The sequence below is a fragment of the Rhodococcus rhodochrous genome, assembly GCF_900187265.1.
Taxonomy (GTDB): Bacteria; Actinomycetota; Actinomycetes; order Mycobacteriales; family Mycobacteriaceae; genus Rhodococcus; species Rhodococcus rhodochrous.
Genome location: NZ_LT906450.1, coordinates 1,632,458 through 1,653,088, shown reverse-complemented (window position 1 = coordinate 1,653,088; position 20,631 = coordinate 1,632,458). Strand labels below are relative to the sequence as shown.

Sequence of the window (20,631 nt, the reverse complement as noted above, 5' to 3'; positions counted from 1 at the left end):
TCGCGCTCGGCGAGTAGTTCTTCGATACGGGTCCACGGCACCTGGCGACGGAAGGCTCCGCATTGGGAGGACAAGTTGGATCCGGCGGCTCGGATGTCGGCGACCGCACCGCGCAGCACATCTGAATCTTCCCTGAGCGCTGTCAAACCGCGGCTTGTGTGGGAACTTGGGGCCAGGCGGTGCTTTCGTCGTAGATCGTGCCGGTCTCGAGACATCCGTGGAGGATCCCGACGAGCCGGTTACCGAGTTAACGAAGCGCGCCATGGTGGCCGACCTCCCGGGCCCGCAGAGCGTCGTAATAAGCCCGTGCGCCCGGTGAGGTATTCATCGAGCAGAACGCCCACTGATGACACGCATCGGCCAGGTGCTTGTTGCGGGCGTAGCTCGCCGACACCGTCTTCCTCTTTCCTGATACTCGGGTAATCGGGGAGGTCCCGGCGTAGTTCTTGCGGGCTTTGGCATTGCGGTATCGGTGCGGATCGTCGCCGAATTCTGCCAGCACCCGGGCGCCCAGGACATCCCCCAGTCCGGGACAGCTGCGGACGATCTCAGCGGCCAGGTGCCTATGAAAACTGCGCTTGACCTCCTGCTCGAGCTCCTCGATCTGCTCGGCCAGGTGCTCGAGCATGCCCGCGTGTCCGGCCACGACGACCTCGTAGGCATGTTCGATTGCAGCCGGCTGCCGCAGCGACGGTGCCCGCAGCGCATCGCGGATGCGGGTGGCCGTGGCGGTGCGGTCCCCGCGCCGATGCGCCCGGGCCAGTTCCGCGGTGATTTGCGCGGTGGTCAGTCGTGCTGCGCGATCCGGATCGGGAGCCTTGCGCAGCAATGCCAGGGTGTCCGGGGCGGCGAGGTTGTCGAACGCGGTCAATGCGGCCGGGAAGTACTCGCGGAGCGCCGACCGCATCCGCTGCAGGTGCCGGGTCCGGTCCCAGATCAGGCCTTGGTGGGCCCGGGCAAGCAATTTCAGGGCTTCGACCTGCGGGGAGTCCCCTGCGATCTGGCGGTGATGGCCGCGGTCGAGCCGGACGATCTCGGCGAGAACGTGAGCGTCGCCGGCGTCGGATTTGGTTCCCGAGGTGCCGTGCCGTTCCCGATATGGTGCCGCCGACATCGGGTTGATCGCATAGACCTGGTATCCGCAGGCGAGCAGCGCCGACACCCACACCCCACGATCGGTTTCGATCCCGACCACGACTGCATCCTCGGGGAGGTCACTGCTGCCGGTGCTGTCAGGACCGAGATGTTCGGCCACCATCTCGTGCAATCGGGCCTGCCCCTCCACGCCCTCGGGCAGCCGTATCCGCGCCAACCGGCGGCCGACGTCGTCTTCGACCTCGATGTCGTGATGGCCTTCCGCCCAGTCATCGCCGATGAACAACATGGAGTGCTTCTCCGAACAGGCTGCTATCCACTATTTTTCGGTCCGGTAGCGGAGGAAAGCAGTCGTCGACCTAATGGCTCGAGTACTCACCGACACGCGCGGCATCGGGGTACGTCATCCCATCAGCGATCACCGCTTCCCTCACGACCGGCGGGTACACGGTCTGAGTTCAGGCATCAGCCCGACTGCTCGGGGACGGCCACGCCTGGTCTTGAGAGGGTTATCCCACCGGTCGCCACCAACACCGAACCTTGCCACAGTCGTGGGGTCGGTAGCACCCATTAGGTCGGAACGCGGTCGCAGAGGTGGCTCCCCACACAGGTAAGGTCTCCCGGTGTCGAAATGACAGGCACAGCGGATCCGCATTTCTGCGGTTCCGTCGACCGGGGAGGAAAACGAGTGGCGTCACTTGCGATCGACAAGGACTTTCTTCTCGACTTCGCAGAACTCGATCAAACAGTCCAGAGTCGGGTATATGAAGTGTTCGGGAAATTCGACGCTGCCACACACGCCGGGCTCCACCTGGAAAAAATCAAGAACGCACGTAACCCGCACTTCCGATCCATCCGCATCACACAATTCTGGCGCGGTATCGTCCTCGCACCCCAGAAGGGCGATGTCTACACCCTGCTGAAGGTTCTCCCCCACGACGATGCTTACGTGTGGGCAGAGCGCCGCAACATATCCGTAAACAGAGTGAACGGTCGGATTGAGGTCCGCGACGACATTACCTTCGACGAACAGCTTGCGCAGCTCGACCATCAGCCACGAAATTTCTCTACCCGTTATCTCTTCGAGCACATCAAAGACAGCGAACTGGTGCGCCTCGGTCTCGATGACAAGGCCATCCGTTTCGCCCGGCTTCTCACCGACGACTCTCAACTCGAAGCTGCCCAGCCCTTCTTCCCCAGCATCCAGTGGCAGGTCCTCTACGGTCTGGCCGCTGGCATGACGCCCGACGAAGTATGGGCGGACCTTGGGGCAGCTATTCTTGACGGCCCGGTCGACACGAACGACCTCGACACCGCGATCAAACGTAGTTCGGATCGCGTCCTGCTCGTCGACGGTCCTGCGGAGATGATGGCGGTCTTCGCCAACCCTTTCGCGCTCTGGCGGATCTACCTGCATCCGGCTCAGCAGTCCGTCGTCGATGCCGCCTACCGCGGACCCTCCCGCGTAGCTGGTGGCCCCGGAACCGGGAAGACGGTGGTCGCCCTGCACCGGGCGCGGCGACTGGCCGCACGCGGCGAGGGTCCGGTTCTCGTGACCACCTTCACCTCCACCTTGGCCGACTCGCTCAAGGACGGCATCGGGATGCTAGTGAAGGATCCTGATGTCATGTCCCGCATCGTCGTCCAGCATGTGGATCGACTCGCTCACCGCGTGTTCCGAGAGGAACACGGCAACCCACGAATACTCAGCCCCGTCGACGAGAAGAAGATATGGCGCAGCATCATCGACGATTTCGCCATCGATTTCTCCGAAGCGTTCCTCGGCGAGGAATGGCGGCAGGTCATTCTCGCCCAACGCGTGAGTTCCGCTTCCGAGTATCTCGCAGCCAAGCGGACGGGCCGGGGTCGGCGTCTCGGCGCCACGCAGAAAGCTCAGGTGTGGCAAGTGGTCTGGGAGTTCGAGGAAGCACTGAAGACCCGGAAATTGCACACTCATGACACTATCCGGCGAGAAGCAACCCGTATCCTCGAGCAGCAGACCGACAAGCCGTATCGGCACATAGTGGTCGACGAAGCGCAAGACCTGAGTCCTGATCAGTGGCGGCTCTTGCGTGCGGCGGTGGCCGATGGCCCCGATGATCTGTTCCTCGCCGGCGACACCCACCAGCGCATCTACAACAACCACGTCAGCCTGCGTGAGCTCGGCGTCAACGTGACCGGGCGGTCGAGCCGCCTGTCCATCAACTACCGCACCACGGCAGAGATCCTTCGATGGAGCCTGGGCCTGATGCGAGGGTGCCGCATCGACGACATGAACGACAACCTCGACTCGATCGCCGGCTGCCGTTCCGACATTCACGGTGACGCTCCCGAGGTCAGGGGTTTCAGCACCCGCGATGCAGAATTCACGTACATCGCTGAGAAGGTTCGAGACTGGCTCGACAGCGGAGTGTCTCCGTCCGAGATCGGTATCGCGGCTCGTTCCAAGAAACTCTGCGAGGCCCTCGCAGTTGCCCTGAGCAAGTACAATATTCCGACCTCCAACCTTTCCGATTCGCGCGATGACACAGACAATGTCGCGATCGGAACGATGCACCGCATGAAAGGCCTCGAATTCCGGTGCTTGGTAGTGGGCGCGGTGACGGACCGTCAGCTTCCGGCACCTTATGGCGTCACTCCGGCAAGCGAGGACGAGCACACACACGAGCGGGATCTGCAGCGAGAGCGCTCGCTGCTTTTCGTCGCGTGTACTCGCGCGCGTGAACAGCTGCTCGTGACCTGGCACGGCGATCCCAGCCCGTTCCTCGTGCCGATCCTCTGAGCGTCGGTTAGATCAGTTTCCTGAGAGGTTACGAATGCCGAGATTGTCCGCCCTGCTCGATGAGATCGATTTGGGCACCGTCCTCCTTCCCGAGTTCCAGCGGGGCTACGTCTGGAACCGCGACCAGGTCCGTGGTTTGATGCGGTCGCTCTACCGCGATTATCAGGTTGGCGGTCTGCTGATGTGGGAGACCAGCACCAGCGATGTCGCCGTCCGCGGGGAGACCACCAGGGGTGGTGTCCGTCGGCTTCTCCTGGACGGGCAGCAGCGCGTCACCACCCTGTACGGCGTGGTGTGAGGGACTCCGCCGCCCTTCTTCGAAGATGACGCCACCGCATTCACAGGCCTGTATTTCAACGTCGACTTGCAGTTGTTCGAGTTCTACATGCCGACGAAATGGCCGACGCTCCATGCTGGATCAACGTAACCCAATTGTTCCGCGAGGGTTTGAAGCCGTTCTTCACGTCCTTTACGGACTACGGCGACAAAGCAAGCACCTATCTCGACTGCCTGAACACGCTGTTCCAGATCACGCAGCGCGAGTTCAACATGGAGAAGATCACCGGTTCCGACAAGTCCGTCGACGAGGTCTGAACCGTCTCGGGTTTCTTGCCGCTCCTATATCGGTGACGGCTCCGGTTGTGGAGTCGACAGGTGAGCGTAGTACGCCGCCTCGAATTCATCCGGCGGGACGTATCCGAGACGGCTGTGCAGGCGACTGCGATTGAACCAGTCGACCCACTCCATCGTGGCGTACTCGACGTCCTCGACGGACTTGTAGGGACCCGGATGGAACGGGTTTCCCTTGGTGATCACTTCGGTCTTGAACAACCCGATCGTGCTCTCGGCCAGAGCGTTGTCGTATGCGTCTCCGACGCTGCCAATCGACGCGGCAATACCCTCCAGCACAAGGGTTTCCGCGAAAGAGATGGAAGTGTACTGGGCGAGTTCAACCGGTCGATGCAACACCGGGCTACTGCAGGGAGCGTAGCTGCTCGGCGAAGACCTCGGCCGGGGTTCGCCAGCCGAGGACCTTGCGTGGCCTGTTGTTGATCGCCAGAGCGACGGCGTCGAGGTCCTCGGCGGACCACCGGGACAGATCGGTACCCTTCGGGAAATACTGGCGCAGCAGGCCGTTCGTGTTCTCGTTCGTCGGTCGTTGCCAGGGCGAGTGCGGGTCGGCGAAGAACACTCTCGTGCCGGTCTTGAGAGCGAACCGGGCATGACCGGACAGCTCCTTTCCGCGGTCCCAGGTCAAGGTCTTGCGGAGCTGCTCGGGAAGCGTGGTCATCGATGTCGTCAGCGCGGCGTTCATCGCGGCGGCGCCGTAGCCACCGAGGGACGGACCGTTCTTCACAGGCGGCCTCTCGCCCCACCCCTCCAATCGAGGCAGGTGCACCAGGATCGTGGAGCGGCTGCTGCGCTCGACGAGCGTGCCGATCGCGGACCGGCCGGTCCCGATGATCAAGTCGCCTTCCCAATGCCCTGGGACAGCACGGTCTTCGGCTTCGGCGGGGCGTTCGCTGATCACCACGTCCGCGGTGACATGTCCCTGCGGCTTGTTCTGCGATCGGCTACGGGGCACCCGCAGTGCCCGGCCGGTGCGCAGGCATGTGACCAACTCCCGTGTCAGGGCGCCTCGACCTTCGATGTACAACGATTGGTAGATCGCCTCGTGACTGATGCGCATGGACTCATCCTCCGGGAAATCAACTTTCAGCCGGTGCGAGATCTGTTCCGGGCTCCATGCCGTCGCCCACCGTCGGTCCTGCCGATGCGGCTTGTTCAGTCCTTTCCACGCGGGCGTGTCGGGGCCTGCGACGGCGGTGCCGTCGGGCCGGCGGACGGCCGCGGAGAGCCGCTCCTGCACATACTCACGCAACCTGTCGTTGTCTAACAGCTTCGCCGTTTTCGGGCGTTTCGCGGCTTGTTGCGCTTTCCACTGCGCCACTCCGGCTCGGTAGACCTGCGTGCCGCTGCGGGTCGCCGCGTTGCGGCGCAGCTCGCGTGAGATCGTCCCCGGGTCGCGTCCGATCCGACGGGCGATCTCCCGCACGCCGACATCCTGGGCGCGCAACAGTGCGATCTCCTCACGCTCGGTGAACGACAGGTAGCGGCCCGTGGGCTCGTCCAGGCTGATCGGCGGCATGCCGCCAGCGTGACGGAACCACCGGGACCCGACCGGCCACGACACGCCGACGGCCTCCGCGGCGTCGGCAGTCGTCGCTCCTGAGGCGATCCGCCGCCAGAAATCGCGCTGCACCGCACGCGAGGGTTCCGGTCTCCCCGGTGACCGCATCGACGGGCGCAACGCCCGATCCGCCGCCCACTGCCGTCGGGCACCCACCGGCGCCTGGCGTGTCTGCTTGTTGCTGCGTCCCATCGCACACCTCCGTCATCGAGGTGTTGCGACGACCGATTGAATCCACCCTGACTGCCGGCATCGCTATGGTGGATCAACCCTGAGCCGACCGGGTGGCCCGTGTGGTCACGTCGCCACAATGCCATCTTCAAGGCGGTGGTGACCATCGCGGTGTCCTTGACGGTGGCGGCATGCCAGCCGACGATCGCCCGCGAGAAGCAGTCGATCACGAACGCGACATAGACGAACCCCGCCCAGGTGCGGCAATAGGTGAAGTCGGTGACCCACTTCCGATTCGGAACCTCGGCGGTGAAATCACGATCGACCAGGTCAGGGGCGCGGCGGCTGTCCGAGCCGCCGGGCATGGTGGTGCGGTGCCGACGGCCCCGGACCGCTCCGGACAGCCCTTCATCACGCATCAACCGGTCGACGGTGCATGCCGCGACGTCGTGGCCGTGTCTGCGCAGGTGCACGGTCATCTTCCGGCGACCATAGAGACCTTCGGCGGTGCCGACGGTCTCACGCAGAGCGTTCGTCAGATGTGCATCGGCGACGGTCCGGCGGGATGGAGAAGCAGTTTTCCAGTTCCGATACGTGCGTGGGGCGACCTTGACGCCACGCTCGGTGAGCACGGCGCAGATCGACTCGACCCGGTGTCCTTGTGCACGCATCTGGTCGATGAACTGGCAGATCAGCGGCGGCGAGGGTCGAGCTCCCTCGCGAAGAAAATCGAGGCCGATTTCAAGATTTCGTTGGCCTCACGGAGGTCTCGGACTTCGCGTTCGAGCTCTTTGATTCGTTGCTGTTCAGCGGTGGTCACGCCGGGTGTCTTGTCGGCATCGATCAGAGCCTGGCGGGTCCAGGTGCGCAGCGACTCGACACCGACGCCGAGCTTCGGGGCGATGGCTTTGCACGCCGCGAACGGCGAAGAATATTCGTCGAGGTGGTCGAGGACCATCTTCACCGCTCGTTCACGCTGCTCGGCGGGGTAACGCTTGGACATGATGTGCATCCTCCTCAAGAAAGGAGGCGGCATCAAACCCGAGACGGTTCAGTCGTGGACATCTTCAACCGTGTGAATTCCGGCGGCGCGAAGTTGTCCAAGGGCGACCTCGCCCTCGCATCTTTATGTGCTCAGTGGCCACCGGCTCGACAGGAGATGCGCGATCACCTCACGGTCTGGAAGAAGGCTGGCTCCGATTTCACGCTGGACTGGCTGCTTCGCAACGCCACGGCCGTGGCAACGGGTAGTGAACTGTTCACAGCACTGAGCAATGTGAAGCGGACGAGTTCGAACGCTCCCTCACGTCGTCGGTTGCGCACGTCGGTACGTTCCTGGACACGGTCTCCGGCCTCCTCGGTCTCGACCATGACCGAGTCTTGATGGGTCGGTACGCAATTCCCGTGGTGTCGCGTCTTCTCGAACTGAATGGCGGAAAGTTCATTAGCGCCGCCCAGGTCGCTCGCGGTGGCCCGGGCAAGGACTACGTGGCCAAACTGCAGGCTGCGGGAAAACTCGACGAGAGACGGTGCGGCTGCTCCCGGCGCCGTATCTCCGACCGCGTGTTCCAGGTCTTGCGTGCTGACGAAACCGAGCCTGGAAAAGGTCGCGAACGCGCTCTTGGCGGCGGCTTGACATAGAAGCATTGCGGAGATCGTCCCCCGCACGCGGGAGGTACCCCACGCCCACAGCGGTGATCGTGGAGTTCGTCACCGCTCACCGCGACGAACACTTCGGTCGTTCCGATCTGCGCGGCCTTACGCGAGACAGCTGCCCAGATCGCAACGTCCACGGCCCGAACTCACCTGACCCACAACGGACCGAATCGGCACGTGCGGTGCGTAACCGCGAAGTGCTGGCCGAGATCCGGGCGATTCACGCCGACAATCTCGGGGTGTACGGGGCCCGCAAGGTACACGCGGTCTCGAACGGGAGGGAATGGCGGTGGCCCGGCGCACCGTGGAACGATTGATGAAAGCAGATGGGCTACAGGGAATATCACGGTTTGAAGGGTCGGAGGACTACGCACAGTGACGGGGCCGAGACTCCGCGGCCGACGGATCGAGTGCAGCGGCAGTTCACCGCCGACGCACCCAACGTGTTGTGGGTGGCGGATCTGACCTATATTCGCACGCACTCGGGGTGGGTATACGCCGCGTTCGTCCTCGACGTGGGGGTACCTCCCTGGACGTAGTCCTTGGGGGAGTCCCCCGGATGATCGTCGGGTGGCAGGTCTCGACGTCGAGGCGTACCGATCTGGCTCTCGACGCCTTGGATATGGGGCCTGTGGACGCGCCGACGGGTCAACCAGGACGTCGCCGGGTTGATTCACCCTCCCCCTAGCACTTCGTGCAGGGCTGTACCCCAGCGACCGCGACGCCCAGTATCGAACGGTGCGCTACACCGAACGCCTCGATGAGTGCGATGCGGTGTCTTCCGTTGGGTCCAAGGGATTCGTATGACAACACAATGGCGAAGCGTTCAACTCGTTGTTCAAGGCCAAGTGCATCCGCAACCCTGTGATGCGGCCACACGGTGGCCGGCGAAGCATTGGGAAGGTCGAGTGGGCGGTCGCCGAGTACATCGACTGGTTCAATCACCGCCGGTTGCATGGCGAGATCGACCACGTTCCGCCTGCCGAGTATGAGGCCGCCTACTGGGCGAATCACACGGCGGTGGACTACGGTGAGACACCGGTCCTCGCTGAAGCCGGAACCAGATAACCGAGTCTCCGCCGAACTCGGGGCGATTCAGTGTTTCACCGACGGCCGGGACATGCCGCTGTATTCCCTATTGGGGATCGAGACGCTCGAACACTCCCTCCGTGGACTCCCACACAGCTGCGACGTTGTATGTGGACAGCAGCGTGAGAAGGTCCTCAGCAGGCTTGTCCGGAAGCAGGACAGCCATCGACTTAGGGTCGACGTACCGGGCGTAATCCAAGATCTGCCCCAGCGCCAGACGGACCGTGGCACGTCCGCATTCCGACTTCACCTCGACCAGTTCCCTTGTAGTGGCGTCGAAGATGTCTGTGTAGAGAGGATGCGTCGCGCCGGGCACATCGACCCTCTGCCGACATACCACGTGCCCCTTCTTCGTCAGGAAATCCTGGTAACGCTCTTGCAAGACCGACTCACGGCGTTCTGCGACTACCGGATCGGGCACGTCACGCTCGAACTGTTCGGAAACCCTGCTTTCGGGAGAAATGTCCGTCACGGTCGGCGAGCTGGGACGCCTTCCGAATTCCTCGGCAATTTCCGAATCGGTTTCGCTCGACTGGGCGACGAAACCGGGACCACGTTCGATCCATTGCAACCACTCTGCAGGAGCTGCTGAACTCACCGTTCCAGATCCAGCGAGGAGCTGACGCAGCCATTCCCGGCTCACATGCTTCGTCTGCAGGACTGTGAAACGTGCACGATAGTTCTCGAACTCTCCCCCAGGAGCCCGGTGTCGGACAATCGCCAGATCGACTGCCGGGTCTCCGTCAGGACTTCCGGGGGCCAGAAGTCCGAGAAAGCGCACTGCACGTCCCACCCCGGCCTTTTCGAACAAGAAGAACGGCGGAATAGTTGCGCGATCACCCCCTGTTCCATATACAAGCTCGAAGGTGTCTTTGAGCAGAACATTCCCCTTGCGGGTGGTATCGAGAAGATCCCGTCCAGGCTTTCGGTTGTCACCGAAATAGGTGAATACTCCGGCAACAGGATCCAATCTGTCGGGCCATTCTTCCTCGGCACCGCTGGTGTATAGCACAGCCAGCCGAACGGCTCGCTGAGTAGGCGAACCTCTGTAGCGGAATCCACCCTGGTTCCCGACATGAAGGAGTTTCGCCAGGGGGTCGTCACCCGCGTTTCCCTTGCCACCTCCGAGATAAATGTCCCCTACATGGAGGTCGGTGTCATCGAGTTCATCGAACGGCACGGTTCGGCTTTCATGCTGCACGGAAGGGGACCCTAGACGATCTCGACGACAGTATTGGTTGCTCCTCCCTGCGATCGTCGTGGCGGCCTGAGGAGCCATGTCCGGGGGATGTGACATTCTTCGATCCGCGAACGATGTCACTGATGCGTGATTGAAGTGGGAGGGAGGCCGCGTGACGACATCTCCGGTGGACGGGGCATCGATTCGTCTGGAGGATCTCGACCGTGGCCAGCTGGTTCGTGGGTTGCGTCCCGGCCCGGTGACCTTGGTGGACGTCGACCGGCACGGTCCCGATGCGGTGACAGTGACATTCAAGGAATCCTCGGGAGAGCTTGGACAACAGTTGTTGTACCGGACGGACGAGGAGCAGCTCCGAATCGAGACATCCCGCACCCGCTGGTCGTTCGACGCCGACCCTGCCGAGTTCCGGCTCGCCGCCGAAGCCCTGCGCATCCGGATGGCCGGCCTGCACGATCCGATGGTGGCGGTCTCGTCCAGCGCGGTCGATCCGTTGCCGCACCAGATCCGTGCCGTCTACGGCGAACTGCTGCCCCGTACCCCGCTACGGTTCGTCCTCGCGGACGACCCCGGCGCCGGCAAGACGATCATGGCCGGGCTCTACGCGAAAGAACTGATGCTGTGTGGGGACCTGACCAGGATGTTGATCGTCGCTCCCGGCTCGCTGGTCGAGCAGTGGCAGGACGAGCTGGCCACTAAGTTCGGCATCGACGCCCGATTGCTCTCCCGCGAGATGATTGCCTCGAGCCCGGACGCGAACCCCTTCGAGCGGTATCCGCTGCTGATCGCCCGGATGGACCAGCTCGCCCGCAACGACGACCTGCTCGCCTTGCTCGACACCAGCGAGTGGGATCTGGTGGTCGTCGACGAGGCACATCGGATGTCGGCGACCTGGTACGGCGGCGAACTCGACGTCACCCGCCGCTACCAGCTCGGCCAGCGCCTCGGGCAGATCACCCGGCACCTGCTGCTGATGACCGCCACCCCGCACAACGGCAACGAAACCAGCTTCCAGGCGTTCATGGCACTGCTCGATCCCGACCGGTTCGAAGGCGAATACCGCTCCGGAGCGCACACCACCGACACCTCCGGGCTGATGCGCCGCATGGTCAAAGAAGAGCTCCTCACCTTCGACGGCACCCCATTATTCCCCGAGCGCATCGCCGAGACCGTGCCGTACACCCTCTCCGACGGCGAACGCCAGCTCTACGACGAGGTCACCCGCTACGTCCGCGAGGAGATGAACCGCGCCGACCGCCTCGGCGCCGACAACCCCCGCGCCCGCACCGTCGGCTTCGCCCTGACCGTGCTGCAACGACGCCTGGCGTCCTCCCCACATGCGATCGTCCGATCGCTGCAACGCCGCCGCGAACGCCTCGGCACCAAACGCCGCGACCTGCTCACCCCCACCCCGACGAGTCGGGCCGACGACCTCGCCCTGACCGGGATCGACTTCGACGACCCGGACGAGTACGACGCCGGCGAACGCGAAGAAATGGAAGAACAGGTCGTCGACGCCGCCACCGCGGCGCAGACCGTCGCCGAACTCGACATCGAAATCACCCGACTCGGGGTGCTCGTCGCTCTCGCCGAGCAGGTCCGCGACTCCGGTGAAGACCGCAAATGGGCCGAACTACGCTCGCTGCTGCTGGATCGGAATCTGCTCCGCGACGCCCAGGGTGACCCGCGCAAGCTGATCGTGTTCACAGAACACCGCGACACCCTGGACTATCTGACCGCCCAGATCCGCAACATCCTCGGCCGCGAAGATGCGGTGGTCACCATCCACGGCGGCACCCGCCGCGAGGACCGCCGTGCCATCCGCGAACAGTTCGCCCACAACCCCGATACCCAGGTGCTCATCGCCACCGATGCCGCCGGGGAAGGGCTGAACCTGCAGGCCGCCCATCTGATGATCAACTACGACCTGCCGTGGAACCCCAACCGGCTCGAGCAGCGCTTCGGTCGGATCCACCGCATCGGCCAACGCCACACCTGCCGACTGTGGAATCTCGTCGCCGACGGCACCCGCGAAGGCCACGTGTTCACCCGGCTGCTCGAGAAGATGGAAACCCAGCGCCGCGCCTACGGCGGACGGCTGTTCGACGTCCTCGGCGACGCTTTCACCGACCGCCCGCTACGCACGCTGTTGCTCGACGCGATCCGCTACGGCGACGACCCGGCCCGCCTGGCCGCCCTCGACCAGGTCGTCGACACCGAAGTCTCCCGCGGACTGGACACCCTGCTCGAAGAACGCGCCCTGGCCCACGAAGCCCTGGCCCCCCACGAACTCGACCGGCTCCGCCGCGAGATGGACGAAGCCCGCGCCCGCCGACTGCAACCGCACTACATCGCCGCGTTCTTCCACGACGCCTTCCCTCGCCTCGGAGGCCGCCTGCCTCGCCGGGAGACAGGACGGTTCGAGATCACCCACGTCCCCGCGACTGTGCGAGCCCGGCAACGCCCGGGCGCAGCGGTGCCGATCGTCTCCCGCTATCAACGGGTCACCTTCGATCCCGACCGTATCGACCTGGGCGAGCCCACCGCACCACGCGCCGAACTCCTCGCCCCCGGCCATCCGCTGCTCGACACAGTCCTCGACGCCACCATCGAAATCCACCAACAGGCGCTGGAGACCGGCACCGTGCTGTTCGACCCGCACGACCCGGCCGAACACCCCCGGCTGATCGTGGCCGTGACCGGCGAGATCAGCGACGGCACCGGCGCAGTGGTCTCCAAACGCTTCGACTTCATCACCCTCACCCCCGACGGCACCGCCACCTTGTGCGGGCCGGCGCCCTATCTGGACCTACAGCCCCTTCCCGCCGAGGCACGCACCATCGCCGACGACGTCCTCGGCCACAGCTGGCTCGCCGGTGGGGTCGAGCAGCTAGCCGCCACCTGGGCCATCACCCACGCCCAACCCGAACATCTCGCCCAGGTCAAAGACCGCGTCCTGCCGCTGCTCGACAAAACCCGCGCTGCGGTGCACAAACGCCTCACCCAGCAAATCAACTATCTCGACAGCGAAGCCGCTCGCCTGCGCGATGTCCTGGCCACCCGCACCCAGGGCCGGCACGCCAAACCTCGGCACAGTCCCGACCGGCTCGAGGCCCGCGCCCGCGACCTCGAAGCCCGCCTCGCGGCACGCACCACCGAACTCGACCTGCAGTCCCGCCTGGCAGCCAAACCCCCGCAGATCGTCGGCGCGGTGCTGGTCATTCCTGCCGGGATGCTGCCCGGAGCCCCCGCTCAGCATGCGAAGGACACCGCCCGGATCGAGCGCCGCGCCGTCGACAAGGTCCTCGCCGCCGAACACGCCCTGGGACGTATTCCGGAGGAGATGCCGCACAACAACAAGGGCTACGACATCCGCTCCCTAGACCCGCAGGACGGGCACTACGTGTTCATCGAGGTCAAGGGCCGCATCGAAGGGGCCGAGGACTTCACCGTCACCTTCAACGAGGTCCTCTACGGCAAGAACGTTCCCGACCGGCATCGCCTTGCCATGGTCTCGGTCAGCGATCGCGGTCCCGACCACGACCAGCTGCGGTATGTGCACGAACCGTTCCGCCGCATCGACCTCGGCGATCTTGCCGCCACCGAGGTACGCCTGCACTGGGCCAAAACCTGGGCGAAAGGCAGACCACCCTCCTAACAATCTCACCGTCCCGACCTGATCGGGCACCGCCGCCGGATCCTGGCACGCCCGACCACTACTGTTTCCCGTAACCACGCTCCAGAAGCACCGATGTACGTAGAGAAGGACCCCGCCTCGTGACCACCGACACCACCACTGTTCCCCGTCGCAAGCTCATCGAGGTCGCGCTCCCGCTCGAGAAGATCAACGCCGAATCGGCGCGCGAGAAGTCCATCCGCCACGGCCACCCCTCCACACTGCACCTGTGGTGGGCCCGCCGGCCCCTCGCCGCCGCCCGCGCGGTCCTGTTCGCCCAGCTCGTCGACGACCCGTCGTCGTTTCCGGACCGGTTTCCTACTGATGAAGCTGTCGCGAGAGAACGCAAGCGACTCCACGAGATCATCGAACAGCTGGTGGTGTGGGAGAACGCCGGCGACGAGAACCTACTGCGCCGTGCTCGCGAAGAGATCCTCGCCTCTACTGATGGCAACCCGCCGCCGATCCTCGACCCGTTCGCCGGCGGCGGCACCATACCCCTCGAAGCCCAGCGGCTTGGTCTGGAAGCTCATGCATCGGATCTGAACCCGGTGGCAGTGCTCATTAACAAGGCCCTGATCGAGATACCCCCAAAGTTCGCCGGACGCCCACCCGTGTTCCCCGGTGCGGCGGACGCGCAGATCACTACCTGGCCGCGTGCTACTGGACTGGCCGAGGATGTCCGCCGGTATGGACAGTGGATGCGCGGCGAAGCGGAAAAGCGTATCGGGCACCTGTATCCGAAGGCGCAGTTGCCAGACGGATCAGAAGCCACCGTCATTGCGTGGATCTGGGCCCGTACCGTTACCTGCCCCAACCCCGCCTGCGGTATCGCTATGCCCCTCGTTCGCTCCTGGTGGCTTGGCAAGAAGAGAGGCAAGGAAGCCTATGTCGTCCCATCGGTTGTGGGCGGCCAGGTCGAGTTCAGCATCGGCCATGACCCGAAGAAGGCGCCGACAAAGGAAATCGACGGAACAGTTGGACGTACCGGTGCTGTGTGTATCGGTTGTGGTGCTGCGGTTGATCTGAAGTACATCCGTGCCGAAGGACGGTCCGGTCGCATGGGCTCACAGCTGATGGCCACCGTCGCCGAAGGGAAACGGACACGCATCTATCTGGAGCCGTCGCCGAAACATGAGGCAGCAGCGCAAGTCGCACATCCAGTAGACGTGCCCGACGGAGACCTCCCGAACAACCCGCGTGACTTCAAGACTCCAAATTACGGGATGACCACTTATGCCGACCTGTTCACCGCGCGCCAACTCACGGCACTGACCAGCTTCAGTGACCTTGTCGGTGAGGCTCGTGAGCGTGTTCGCGTCGATGCGCTCGCGGCAGGTATGCCAAAGGGAGCGCGCCTTGAGGCTGACGGAGAAGGCGCGGAAGCATACGCGGACGCGGTAGCGACTTACTTGGGCTTCGGCATCTCAAAAGCAGTTGATTATCATAATTCTCTATGTTCGTGGCGAAGCGACCCAAAAAATGAGGGTGTCGGACATTTGTTTGCTCGACAGGCAATACCGATGATTTGGGATTTCTGCGAGGGAAACCCTCTTTCCTCGTCCTCCGGCAATATGCGCGACCAATGGACTTGGATCTCAAAATCTCTTGATCGACTCGTTCCCAGTACACCGGGGCGTGTGTTGCAACGGAACGCGACATCCGGACTGCAAGGGAATGCTCTCATTTCCACCGATCCGCCCTACTACGACAACATCGGATATTCTGATCTGTCTGATTTCTTTTACGTGTGGCTGCGCCGTTCGATGCACTCAATTCATCCGGAGTTGATGGGCTCGATGCTGGTGCCCAAGGCTGAAGAGTTGGTCGCGAACTCCTACCGGCACGGCGGGAAAGAGGGCGCGCAGAGGTTCTTTGAGGAAGGATTCCGTGAAGTCTTCCGGAGGGCCCGTGAATCCGCATTGCCTGATTTCCCGATCACTGTGTATTACGCATTCAAGCAGCAGGACACCGACACCGCAGGTGAGGCATCAACCGGGTGGGAAACACTGCTGGAGGGGATGATCCGTTCCGGCTGGGCGATCACCGCTACCTGGCCGATGCGCAGCGAACTTGGCAACCGCATGATGTCCCAGGGCACCAATGCCCTCGCCTCTTCCATTGTCCTAGCCCTACGTCCACGTCCTGACGATGCGCCGACAATCGATCGGCGAGGTTTCATCAACGCACTTAAGGACGAATTGCCCGATGCACTGCGGGAGCTGCAGCAGGGTGCGATCGCCCCGGTGGATCTGCCGCAAGCAGCGATCGGGCCTGGGATGGCGGTGTTCTCTCGCTTTGCTGGTGTGCTGGCCGATGACGGGTCGAAGATGACCGTGCGGGCCGCATTGGCTCGTATTAATGAAATTCTCGACGAGGTGCTTGTCGAACAGGAAGGCGACTTCGACCCGGACAGCCGTTTCGCGATCGCCTGGTTCCGTCAGCACGGATTCGACGCTGGCATGTTCGGTGATGCCGACAACATGGCCCGCGCTCGCAACGCCTCTCTTGAGCATCTGGAACGTTCCGGCATCCTTATAAGCCGCGCCGGTAAGGTCGCGCTTCTTTCGCCTACTGCGTTGGGAGAGGCGTACGCAGACAGAGAATACGATCCCGCTACCGACCTGCACATCAGCACCTGGGAAGTGGTCATGCATCTATCCCGGGCGTTGACGGAGAAGGGTGTACCGGCCGCGGCTGCGTTGTTGTCCCGGGTGCCGGAGTCGATCGATCGAGACTTATGCAAGGAGCTGGCGTTCCTGCTGTTTACTATCGCTGAGGACTCGAAGCGTACCCAGGTTGCGATCGAATTCAACTCTCTCGGCACGGCATGGAACGACATCGTCGCTGAGTCCCACAATGCCTCAACCCAGCTGATGCTGGACACCTAGAAGGAACCTTGTCATGGCTGTGAGCAACCGCGACCGGATCGGTCGGATCTTCGAGCTTCTCGGTCCTGCGCTGGATGAGTTCCACAACTACGTCGTAGGTAAGGAACTACCGGCTGGCGAGGACTGGACCGCGCTGATAGCGGTGCGCGACAAGGCTAAGGGATCTGGTGCCCCCAAGACCTATGTGCGAACCGACCCGCAGAACGGTCTGCGCATGATAACCGAACAGATTCCGAATCAGGTCCGCAAGGGCTGGTATCCGTTCCGTGAGCACCTGTCTCGCACAGAACAGTCCTGGGCTACCGAGTTGCGGGACGTCCGCAACACCTGGGCTCATAACGGCTCGTTCTCAGCGGATGACGCATACCGGGCCCTCGACACCGCTGAACGGTTCCTCAAGGCGATCGGCGCAATCGACGAAGCCGATGAAGTCCGGCGTTCACGCGTCGAACTGATGCGTCTGAGCTCCGAAAGGCAGGATCGCAAGGTTGTCAAGACCAACGCCGCTGCAGAGATCGGCGCCGATGGTCTCGAACCATGGCGTCTCGTTCTCAAACCGCATGAAGATGTGCAGAGCGGCAACTTCCACGCAGCTGAATTTGCCGCAGACTTGGCCATGGTGTCCCGAGAGGAAGGCGACCCCGAATACACCGATCCAGTAGAATTTTTCGCTCGCACCTATCTCACCGACGGTTTGAAATACCTGCTGGTACCCGCGATGCAGCGATTGGCAGGCGACCCGAACGCGGCGCCCATCATCAACCTGCAGACTAACTTCGGCGGCGGTAAGACACACTCCATGCTCGCGGTCTGGCATCTTGCCTCAGGGCGCCCCTTGTCGGACTATCCTCAGGAAGTTCAGGACCTGTTCGCCGGCACTGAGCTTCCAAGGGCCAAGCGAGTCGCGATCGTCGGTACCGACATCAAGGCCGGCGAAGTGAAGGTGATGCCCGATGGCACCCGGATCAACACAATCGGAGGGTTGTTGGCCTGGCGCCTCGGTGGTGCCGAAGGCTACGCAATGGTCGCCGAATCCGACGCCAACCGCCTCAATCCTGGCGGTGAAGCGCTCCGCGAACTGTTCACCCGGTTCGGGCCAGCTGTTGTTCTCATAGATGAGTGGGTTGCCTACGCTCGCCAGCTCGTCGGCCGTGACGATCTTCCCGACGGGACCTTCGATGCCCAGTTCACCTTCGCTCAAGCCCTGACTGAAGCCGCCAAAGCCGTGCCCGGCACGCTGGTTCTCATCTCCATACCTGCTTCGGCGGAGATGAAGGACGGCGAGTACGTCGGGGACGAGGAAGAAGTAGGCGGCCAGAACGGCCGCGAAGCACTACGGATGCTGCGTAAGGCCGTCGGTCGCGTCGCCGACCAGTGGCGCGCAGCCAACGCTGAAGAGAGCTTCCACATCGTTCGGCGGCGATTGTTCGAAACGCCGGATGCCACGGCCCTGGCAAAGATCAACGCTACGGCCAAGGCGTTGGTGGCGTTCTATGTCAAGAACAGCAACGACTTTCCTCGGGAGGTCCGGGAGCTCGACTACGAGGAACGAATCCGTCGCTGCTATCCCATCCACCCCGAGCTGTTCGACCGGCTGTACCAGGACTGGTCCACACTCGAGCGCTTCCAACGCACTCGTGGTGTCCTACGCCTTATGAACGTCATCGTCGGCCAGCTCTGGCGCGACAACGACACAGCACCCCTCATCATGCCCGGTTCGGTTCCTCTGCGCGCCGATAAGGTCGTCACCGAACTCACCCAATACCTTGACGATCAGTGGAAAGCGCTCATCGACACCGACGTCGACGGACCGAATTCTGCACCCGCTCAGGTCGACAACGGTAATCAGCTGCTCGGCCAACGTCTGACCACGCAGCGACTGGCTCGCACCGTTTTCATGGGCGCTACTCCCACGTTGACCTCGGCACACAAGGGCATCGATAAGCAGCGGATCTTCCTGGGGACCGCGCTTCCAGGCGATGTTCCGGGCAACTTCCATTCGGCGCTGAACCACCTGGCCAATACCGCCACCTACTTCTACAACTCGGGGTCGCTGTACTGGTACGACACTCAGGCAAACACCACCCGCACTGCCCGCGACTACGCCGAGCGCCTTCACAGGGAGGACGTATGGGCCGAGGTGGTGCGACGTCTACAGAATCACCGGCGAACTGCTGATGATGGGTTCACCGGCGTGCATATCGCGCCTGAGTCGTCTGCGGATGTTCCGGACGTGCAAGAAGCCCGGCTGGTTGTCGTACCACCGGCATATCTGCACGAGCGCAAGGCGAAGGCAGAATCCCCGGCTGCGGTCTGGGCAAGGGATATCGTCGAGCACCGTGGGACTGCTGCGCGTACGCATCGAAACATGGTCTCTTTTCTCGCTGCCGACGAGGCGCGCTGGAGCGAGCTTGAGAGTGCGGTGCGTGACTTCCTAGCGTGGTCCTTCATCCGCGACAATGCCGACAAGGACCTCAATCTGACGGCCGCGCAACGACAACAAGCCATCGACCGGGCGGCTACCCACAACCAGGCAGTCGCCGATCGTCTCTTGCAGACCTACCATTGGGTGTTGATCCCCACCCAGTACGACCCGACCCGGCCGCTCGAAATCGAGGCGTTCAAGGCAGACGGAACCACTACAGATCTGGCTGCAAGGGCGGCAGGAAAACTTCGCAACGAATCGCTGCTCGTACTACAGCGAAACGCGAGCCTGATCCGTCATGACCTGTCCGGGCGCCTGAAAACTGCATGGGATCGCGATGGTCACATCAGCTTCGGACAGTTGTGGGACTACTACACCACTTACCCTTACTTGAGTCGGATGCGCGATCGCACCGTGCTCGAGAACGGGGTGCTGTCGGTATTCGACGAGATGCTCTGGCAGCAGACCGGCTTTGCCCTCGCAACGGAATGGGACGGCGAAAATTACGTCGGCCTGACTCTTCCGTCGGATCGAGTTACTCCCCCGCAAGTCACCGATGCTCTTCTCCTCGTTCAGCCCGACCGCGCCGAAGCGCAACGCGAACGTGAAGTCGAGGATCTGGGCGGTGGAACCGGCGATGTCGGATCAGATGGAAACGGAACCGGCGATGCTGGATCAGGGACCGGGACCGGCAAATCGAGTTCGGGTAGCACCGGATCCGGCAACGGGACAGGCGGGGGTGCGCCGCTGAAAACGCGGTTCTTCGGATCCACCGCGCTGAATCCGGACTTCTACGTTCGCGACTTCAACAAGATCACCAACGAGATGATCCAGCACCTCGCGGCAGCCGACGGAGTACATCTGGAGGTTCGCGTCGAGATCACTGCGAGTACCCCCAAGGGGTTCGACGACAGCAAGGTTAGGACAGTCAGCGAGAACGCAACCGTTCTGAAGTTCGAGCAGGCAGGCTTCGAAGAAGAGTAACCACTCGGGGTCGCCCCACCGATTGTCCTCTCAATCGGTGGGGCGGCCCCGAGACTCAACCCGGCCATGTGTTCTGGCCCTCGCATCGGTGTGCTCAGCCGGCGCCGAGTGCCCTGATGACGGCATCGACCGCGGCACCTTGGTCCTCGTGCTCCCAGATCCGCACCACTGTCCAGCCTGCATCTGTGAGGGCTTCGTCCGCGGCCCTGTCTCGCTCCATGTTCCGGCGAAGCTTCGGCGTCCAGTACCACTCGTTCCGAGTGGGCTGCCGACCGTGAATCGGGCACACGTGCCAGAAGCAGCCGTCGACGAAGACCGCAACCTTCCGCCGGGTGAACACGATGTCCGGACGGACGCGAAGCCCGTTGATATCCATCCGGTAGTCTTTCCGGAAGCGGAGTCCCTGGCTGTGGAGCGCTTTACGCAGCCGGATCTCCGGTTTGGAGTCCACTCGCCGGTTCGCGCGCATGTTG

At 63.1% G+C, this 20,631-nt stretch carries 12 protein-coding genes and 3 pseudogenes; 7 read left to right on the top strand and 8 right to left on the bottom strand.

What is annotated here, in order from left to right:
- Window positions 1–142: 142 nt before the first annotated feature.
- Window positions 143–1,384, bottom strand: a pseudogene (locus tag CKW34_RS07570) (IS110 family RNA-guided transposase).
- Window positions 1,385–1,783: 399 nt separating this feature from the next.
- On the opposite strand from CKW34_RS07570, the gene CKW34_RS07565 reads away from it, so the two are divergent.
- From CKW34_RS07565 to CKW34_RS24630, 3 genes are all read left to right on the top strand, one after another.
- Window positions 1,784–3,877, top strand: a complete 2,094-nt coding sequence (locus tag CKW34_RS07565; RefSeq protein ID WP_059383591.1) for a UvrD-helicase domain-containing protein — start codon at window positions 1,784–1,786, stop codon at window positions 3,875–3,877.
- A 34-nt stretch (window positions 3,878–3,911) separates the two neighbouring features.
- Entirely contained in the window at window positions 3,912–4,175 is a 264-nt protein-coding gene (locus CKW34_RS24635; RefSeq protein WP_059383590.1) for a DUF262 domain-containing protein, read from the top strand.
- Between the two features lie 98 nt (window positions 4,176–4,273).
- Window positions 4,274–4,471 carry a hypothetical protein gene (locus CKW34_RS24630; RefSeq protein ID WP_064059919.1) on the top strand — a complete coding sequence of 66 codons (198 nt, stop codon included), beginning with the start codon at window positions 4,274–4,276 and terminating at the stop codon, window positions 4,469–4,471.
- 24 nt (window positions 4,472–4,495) lie between these two features.
- Here CKW34_RS24630 and CKW34_RS07555 read toward each other — a convergent pair.
- The 5 genes and pseudogenes from CKW34_RS07555 to CKW34_RS24455 all read right to left on the bottom strand — a co-directional run.
- Window positions 4,496–4,822 (bottom strand): annotated as a pseudogene (locus CKW34_RS07555) (integrase core domain-containing protein); the annotation flags it as partial.
- Between the two features lie 28 nt (window positions 4,823–4,850).
- Window positions 4,851–6,176 carry an IS30 family transposase gene (locus CKW34_RS07550; protein WP_428839094.1) on the bottom strand — a complete coding sequence of 442 codons (1,326 nt, stop codon included), beginning with the start codon at window positions 6,174–6,176 and terminating at the stop codon, window positions 4,851–4,853.
- Window positions 6,177–6,301: 125 nt separating this feature from the next.
- Window positions 6,302–6,910 (bottom strand): annotated as a pseudogene (locus CKW34_RS24900) (IS3 family transposase); the annotation flags it as partial.
- Between the two features lie 20 nt (window positions 6,911–6,930).
- Window positions 6,931–7,242 carry a transposase gene (locus tag CKW34_RS07540; RefSeq protein WP_006553238.1) on the bottom strand — a complete coding sequence of 104 codons (312 nt, stop codon included), beginning with the start codon at window positions 7,240–7,242 and terminating at the stop codon, window positions 6,931–6,933.
- A 164-nt stretch (window positions 7,243–7,406) separates the two neighbouring features.
- Window positions 7,407–7,907 (bottom strand): hypothetical protein, encoded by a 501-nt coding sequence (locus CKW34_RS24455; protein WP_059384666.1) that lies wholly within the window; start codon window positions 7,905–7,907, stop codon window positions 7,407–7,409.
- Between the two features lie 855 nt (window positions 7,908–8,762).
- Between CKW34_RS24455 and CKW34_RS07525 the strand changes: the two genes are divergently transcribed.
- Window positions 8,763–8,963, top strand: coding sequence for an IS3 family transposase (locus CKW34_RS07525; RefSeq protein ID WP_080968442.1), 201 nt, complete (start codon window positions 8,763–8,765; stop codon window positions 8,961–8,963).
- A 67-nt stretch (window positions 8,964–9,030) separates the two neighbouring features.
- Here the strand turns inward: CKW34_RS07525 and CKW34_RS24270 are convergent, their stop codons facing one another.
- Window positions 9,031–10,185 (bottom strand): hypothetical protein, encoded by a 1,155-nt coding sequence (locus CKW34_RS24270; protein WP_155418980.1) that lies wholly within the window; start codon window positions 10,183–10,185, stop codon window positions 9,031–9,033.
- 181 nt (window positions 10,186–10,366) lie between these two features.
- On the opposite strand from CKW34_RS24270, the gene CKW34_RS07515 reads away from it, so the two are divergent.
- The 3 genes from CKW34_RS07515 (at window position 10,367) to CKW34_RS07505 (ending at window position 20,158) form a co-directional block, all read left to right on the top strand.
- Window positions 10,367–13,840: a helicase-related protein gene (locus CKW34_RS07515; protein ID WP_059384680.1), complete on the top strand. Its 3,474-nt coding sequence runs from the start codon at window positions 10,367–10,369 to the stop codon at window positions 13,838–13,840.
- A gap of 119 nt (window positions 13,841–13,959) precedes the next feature.
- On the top strand, window positions 13,960–16,749 hold the full coding sequence (locus CKW34_RS07510) for a DUF1156 domain-containing protein (protein WP_059384668.1): 2,790 nt from the start codon (window positions 13,960–13,962) through the stop codon (window positions 16,747–16,749).
- A 13-nt stretch (window positions 16,750–16,762) separates the two neighbouring features.
- Entirely contained in the window at window positions 16,763–20,158 is a 3,396-nt protein-coding gene (locus CKW34_RS07505; RefSeq protein WP_059384669.1) for a Swt1 family HEPN domain-containing protein, read from the top strand.
- Between the two features lie 94 nt (window positions 20,159–20,252).
- Here the strand turns inward: CKW34_RS07505 and CKW34_RS07500 are convergent, their stop codons facing one another.
- Entirely contained in the window at window positions 20,253–20,627 is a 375-nt protein-coding gene (locus CKW34_RS07500) for a very short patch repair endonuclease (RefSeq protein WP_059384670.1), read from the bottom strand.
- Window positions 20,628–20,631 lie beyond the last annotated feature (4 nt).

Bases quoted from the DNA above. Each gene is read 5' to 3' on its own strand.
- CKW34_RS24635 (WP_059383590.1), top strand. From the start codon at position 3,912: ATGCCGAGATTGTCCGCCCTGCTCGATGAGATCGATTTGGGCACCGTC.
- CKW34_RS24630 (WP_064059919.1), top strand. From the start codon at position 4,274: ATGGCCGACGCTCCATGCTGGATCAACGTAACCCAATTGTTCCGCGAG.
- CKW34_RS07550 (WP_428839094.1), bottom strand. From the start codon at position 6,176: ATGCGGTCACCGGGGAGACCGGAACCCTCGCGTGCGGTGCAGCGCGAT.
- CKW34_RS07540 (WP_006553238.1), bottom strand. From the start codon at position 7,242: ATGTCCAAGCGTTACCCCGCCGAGCAGCGTGAACGAGCGGTGAAGATG.
- CKW34_RS07525 (WP_080968442.1), top strand. From the start codon at position 8,763: ATGCGGCCACACGGTGGCCGGCGAAGCATTGGGAAGGTCGAGTGGGCG.
- CKW34_RS07505 (WP_059384669.1), top strand. From the start codon at position 16,763: ATGGCTGTGAGCAACCGCGACCGGATCGGTCGGATCTTCGAGCTTCTC.
- CKW34_RS07500 (WP_059384670.1), bottom strand. From the start codon at position 20,627: ATGCGCGCGAACCGGCGAGTGGACTCCAAACCGGAGATCCGGCTGCGT.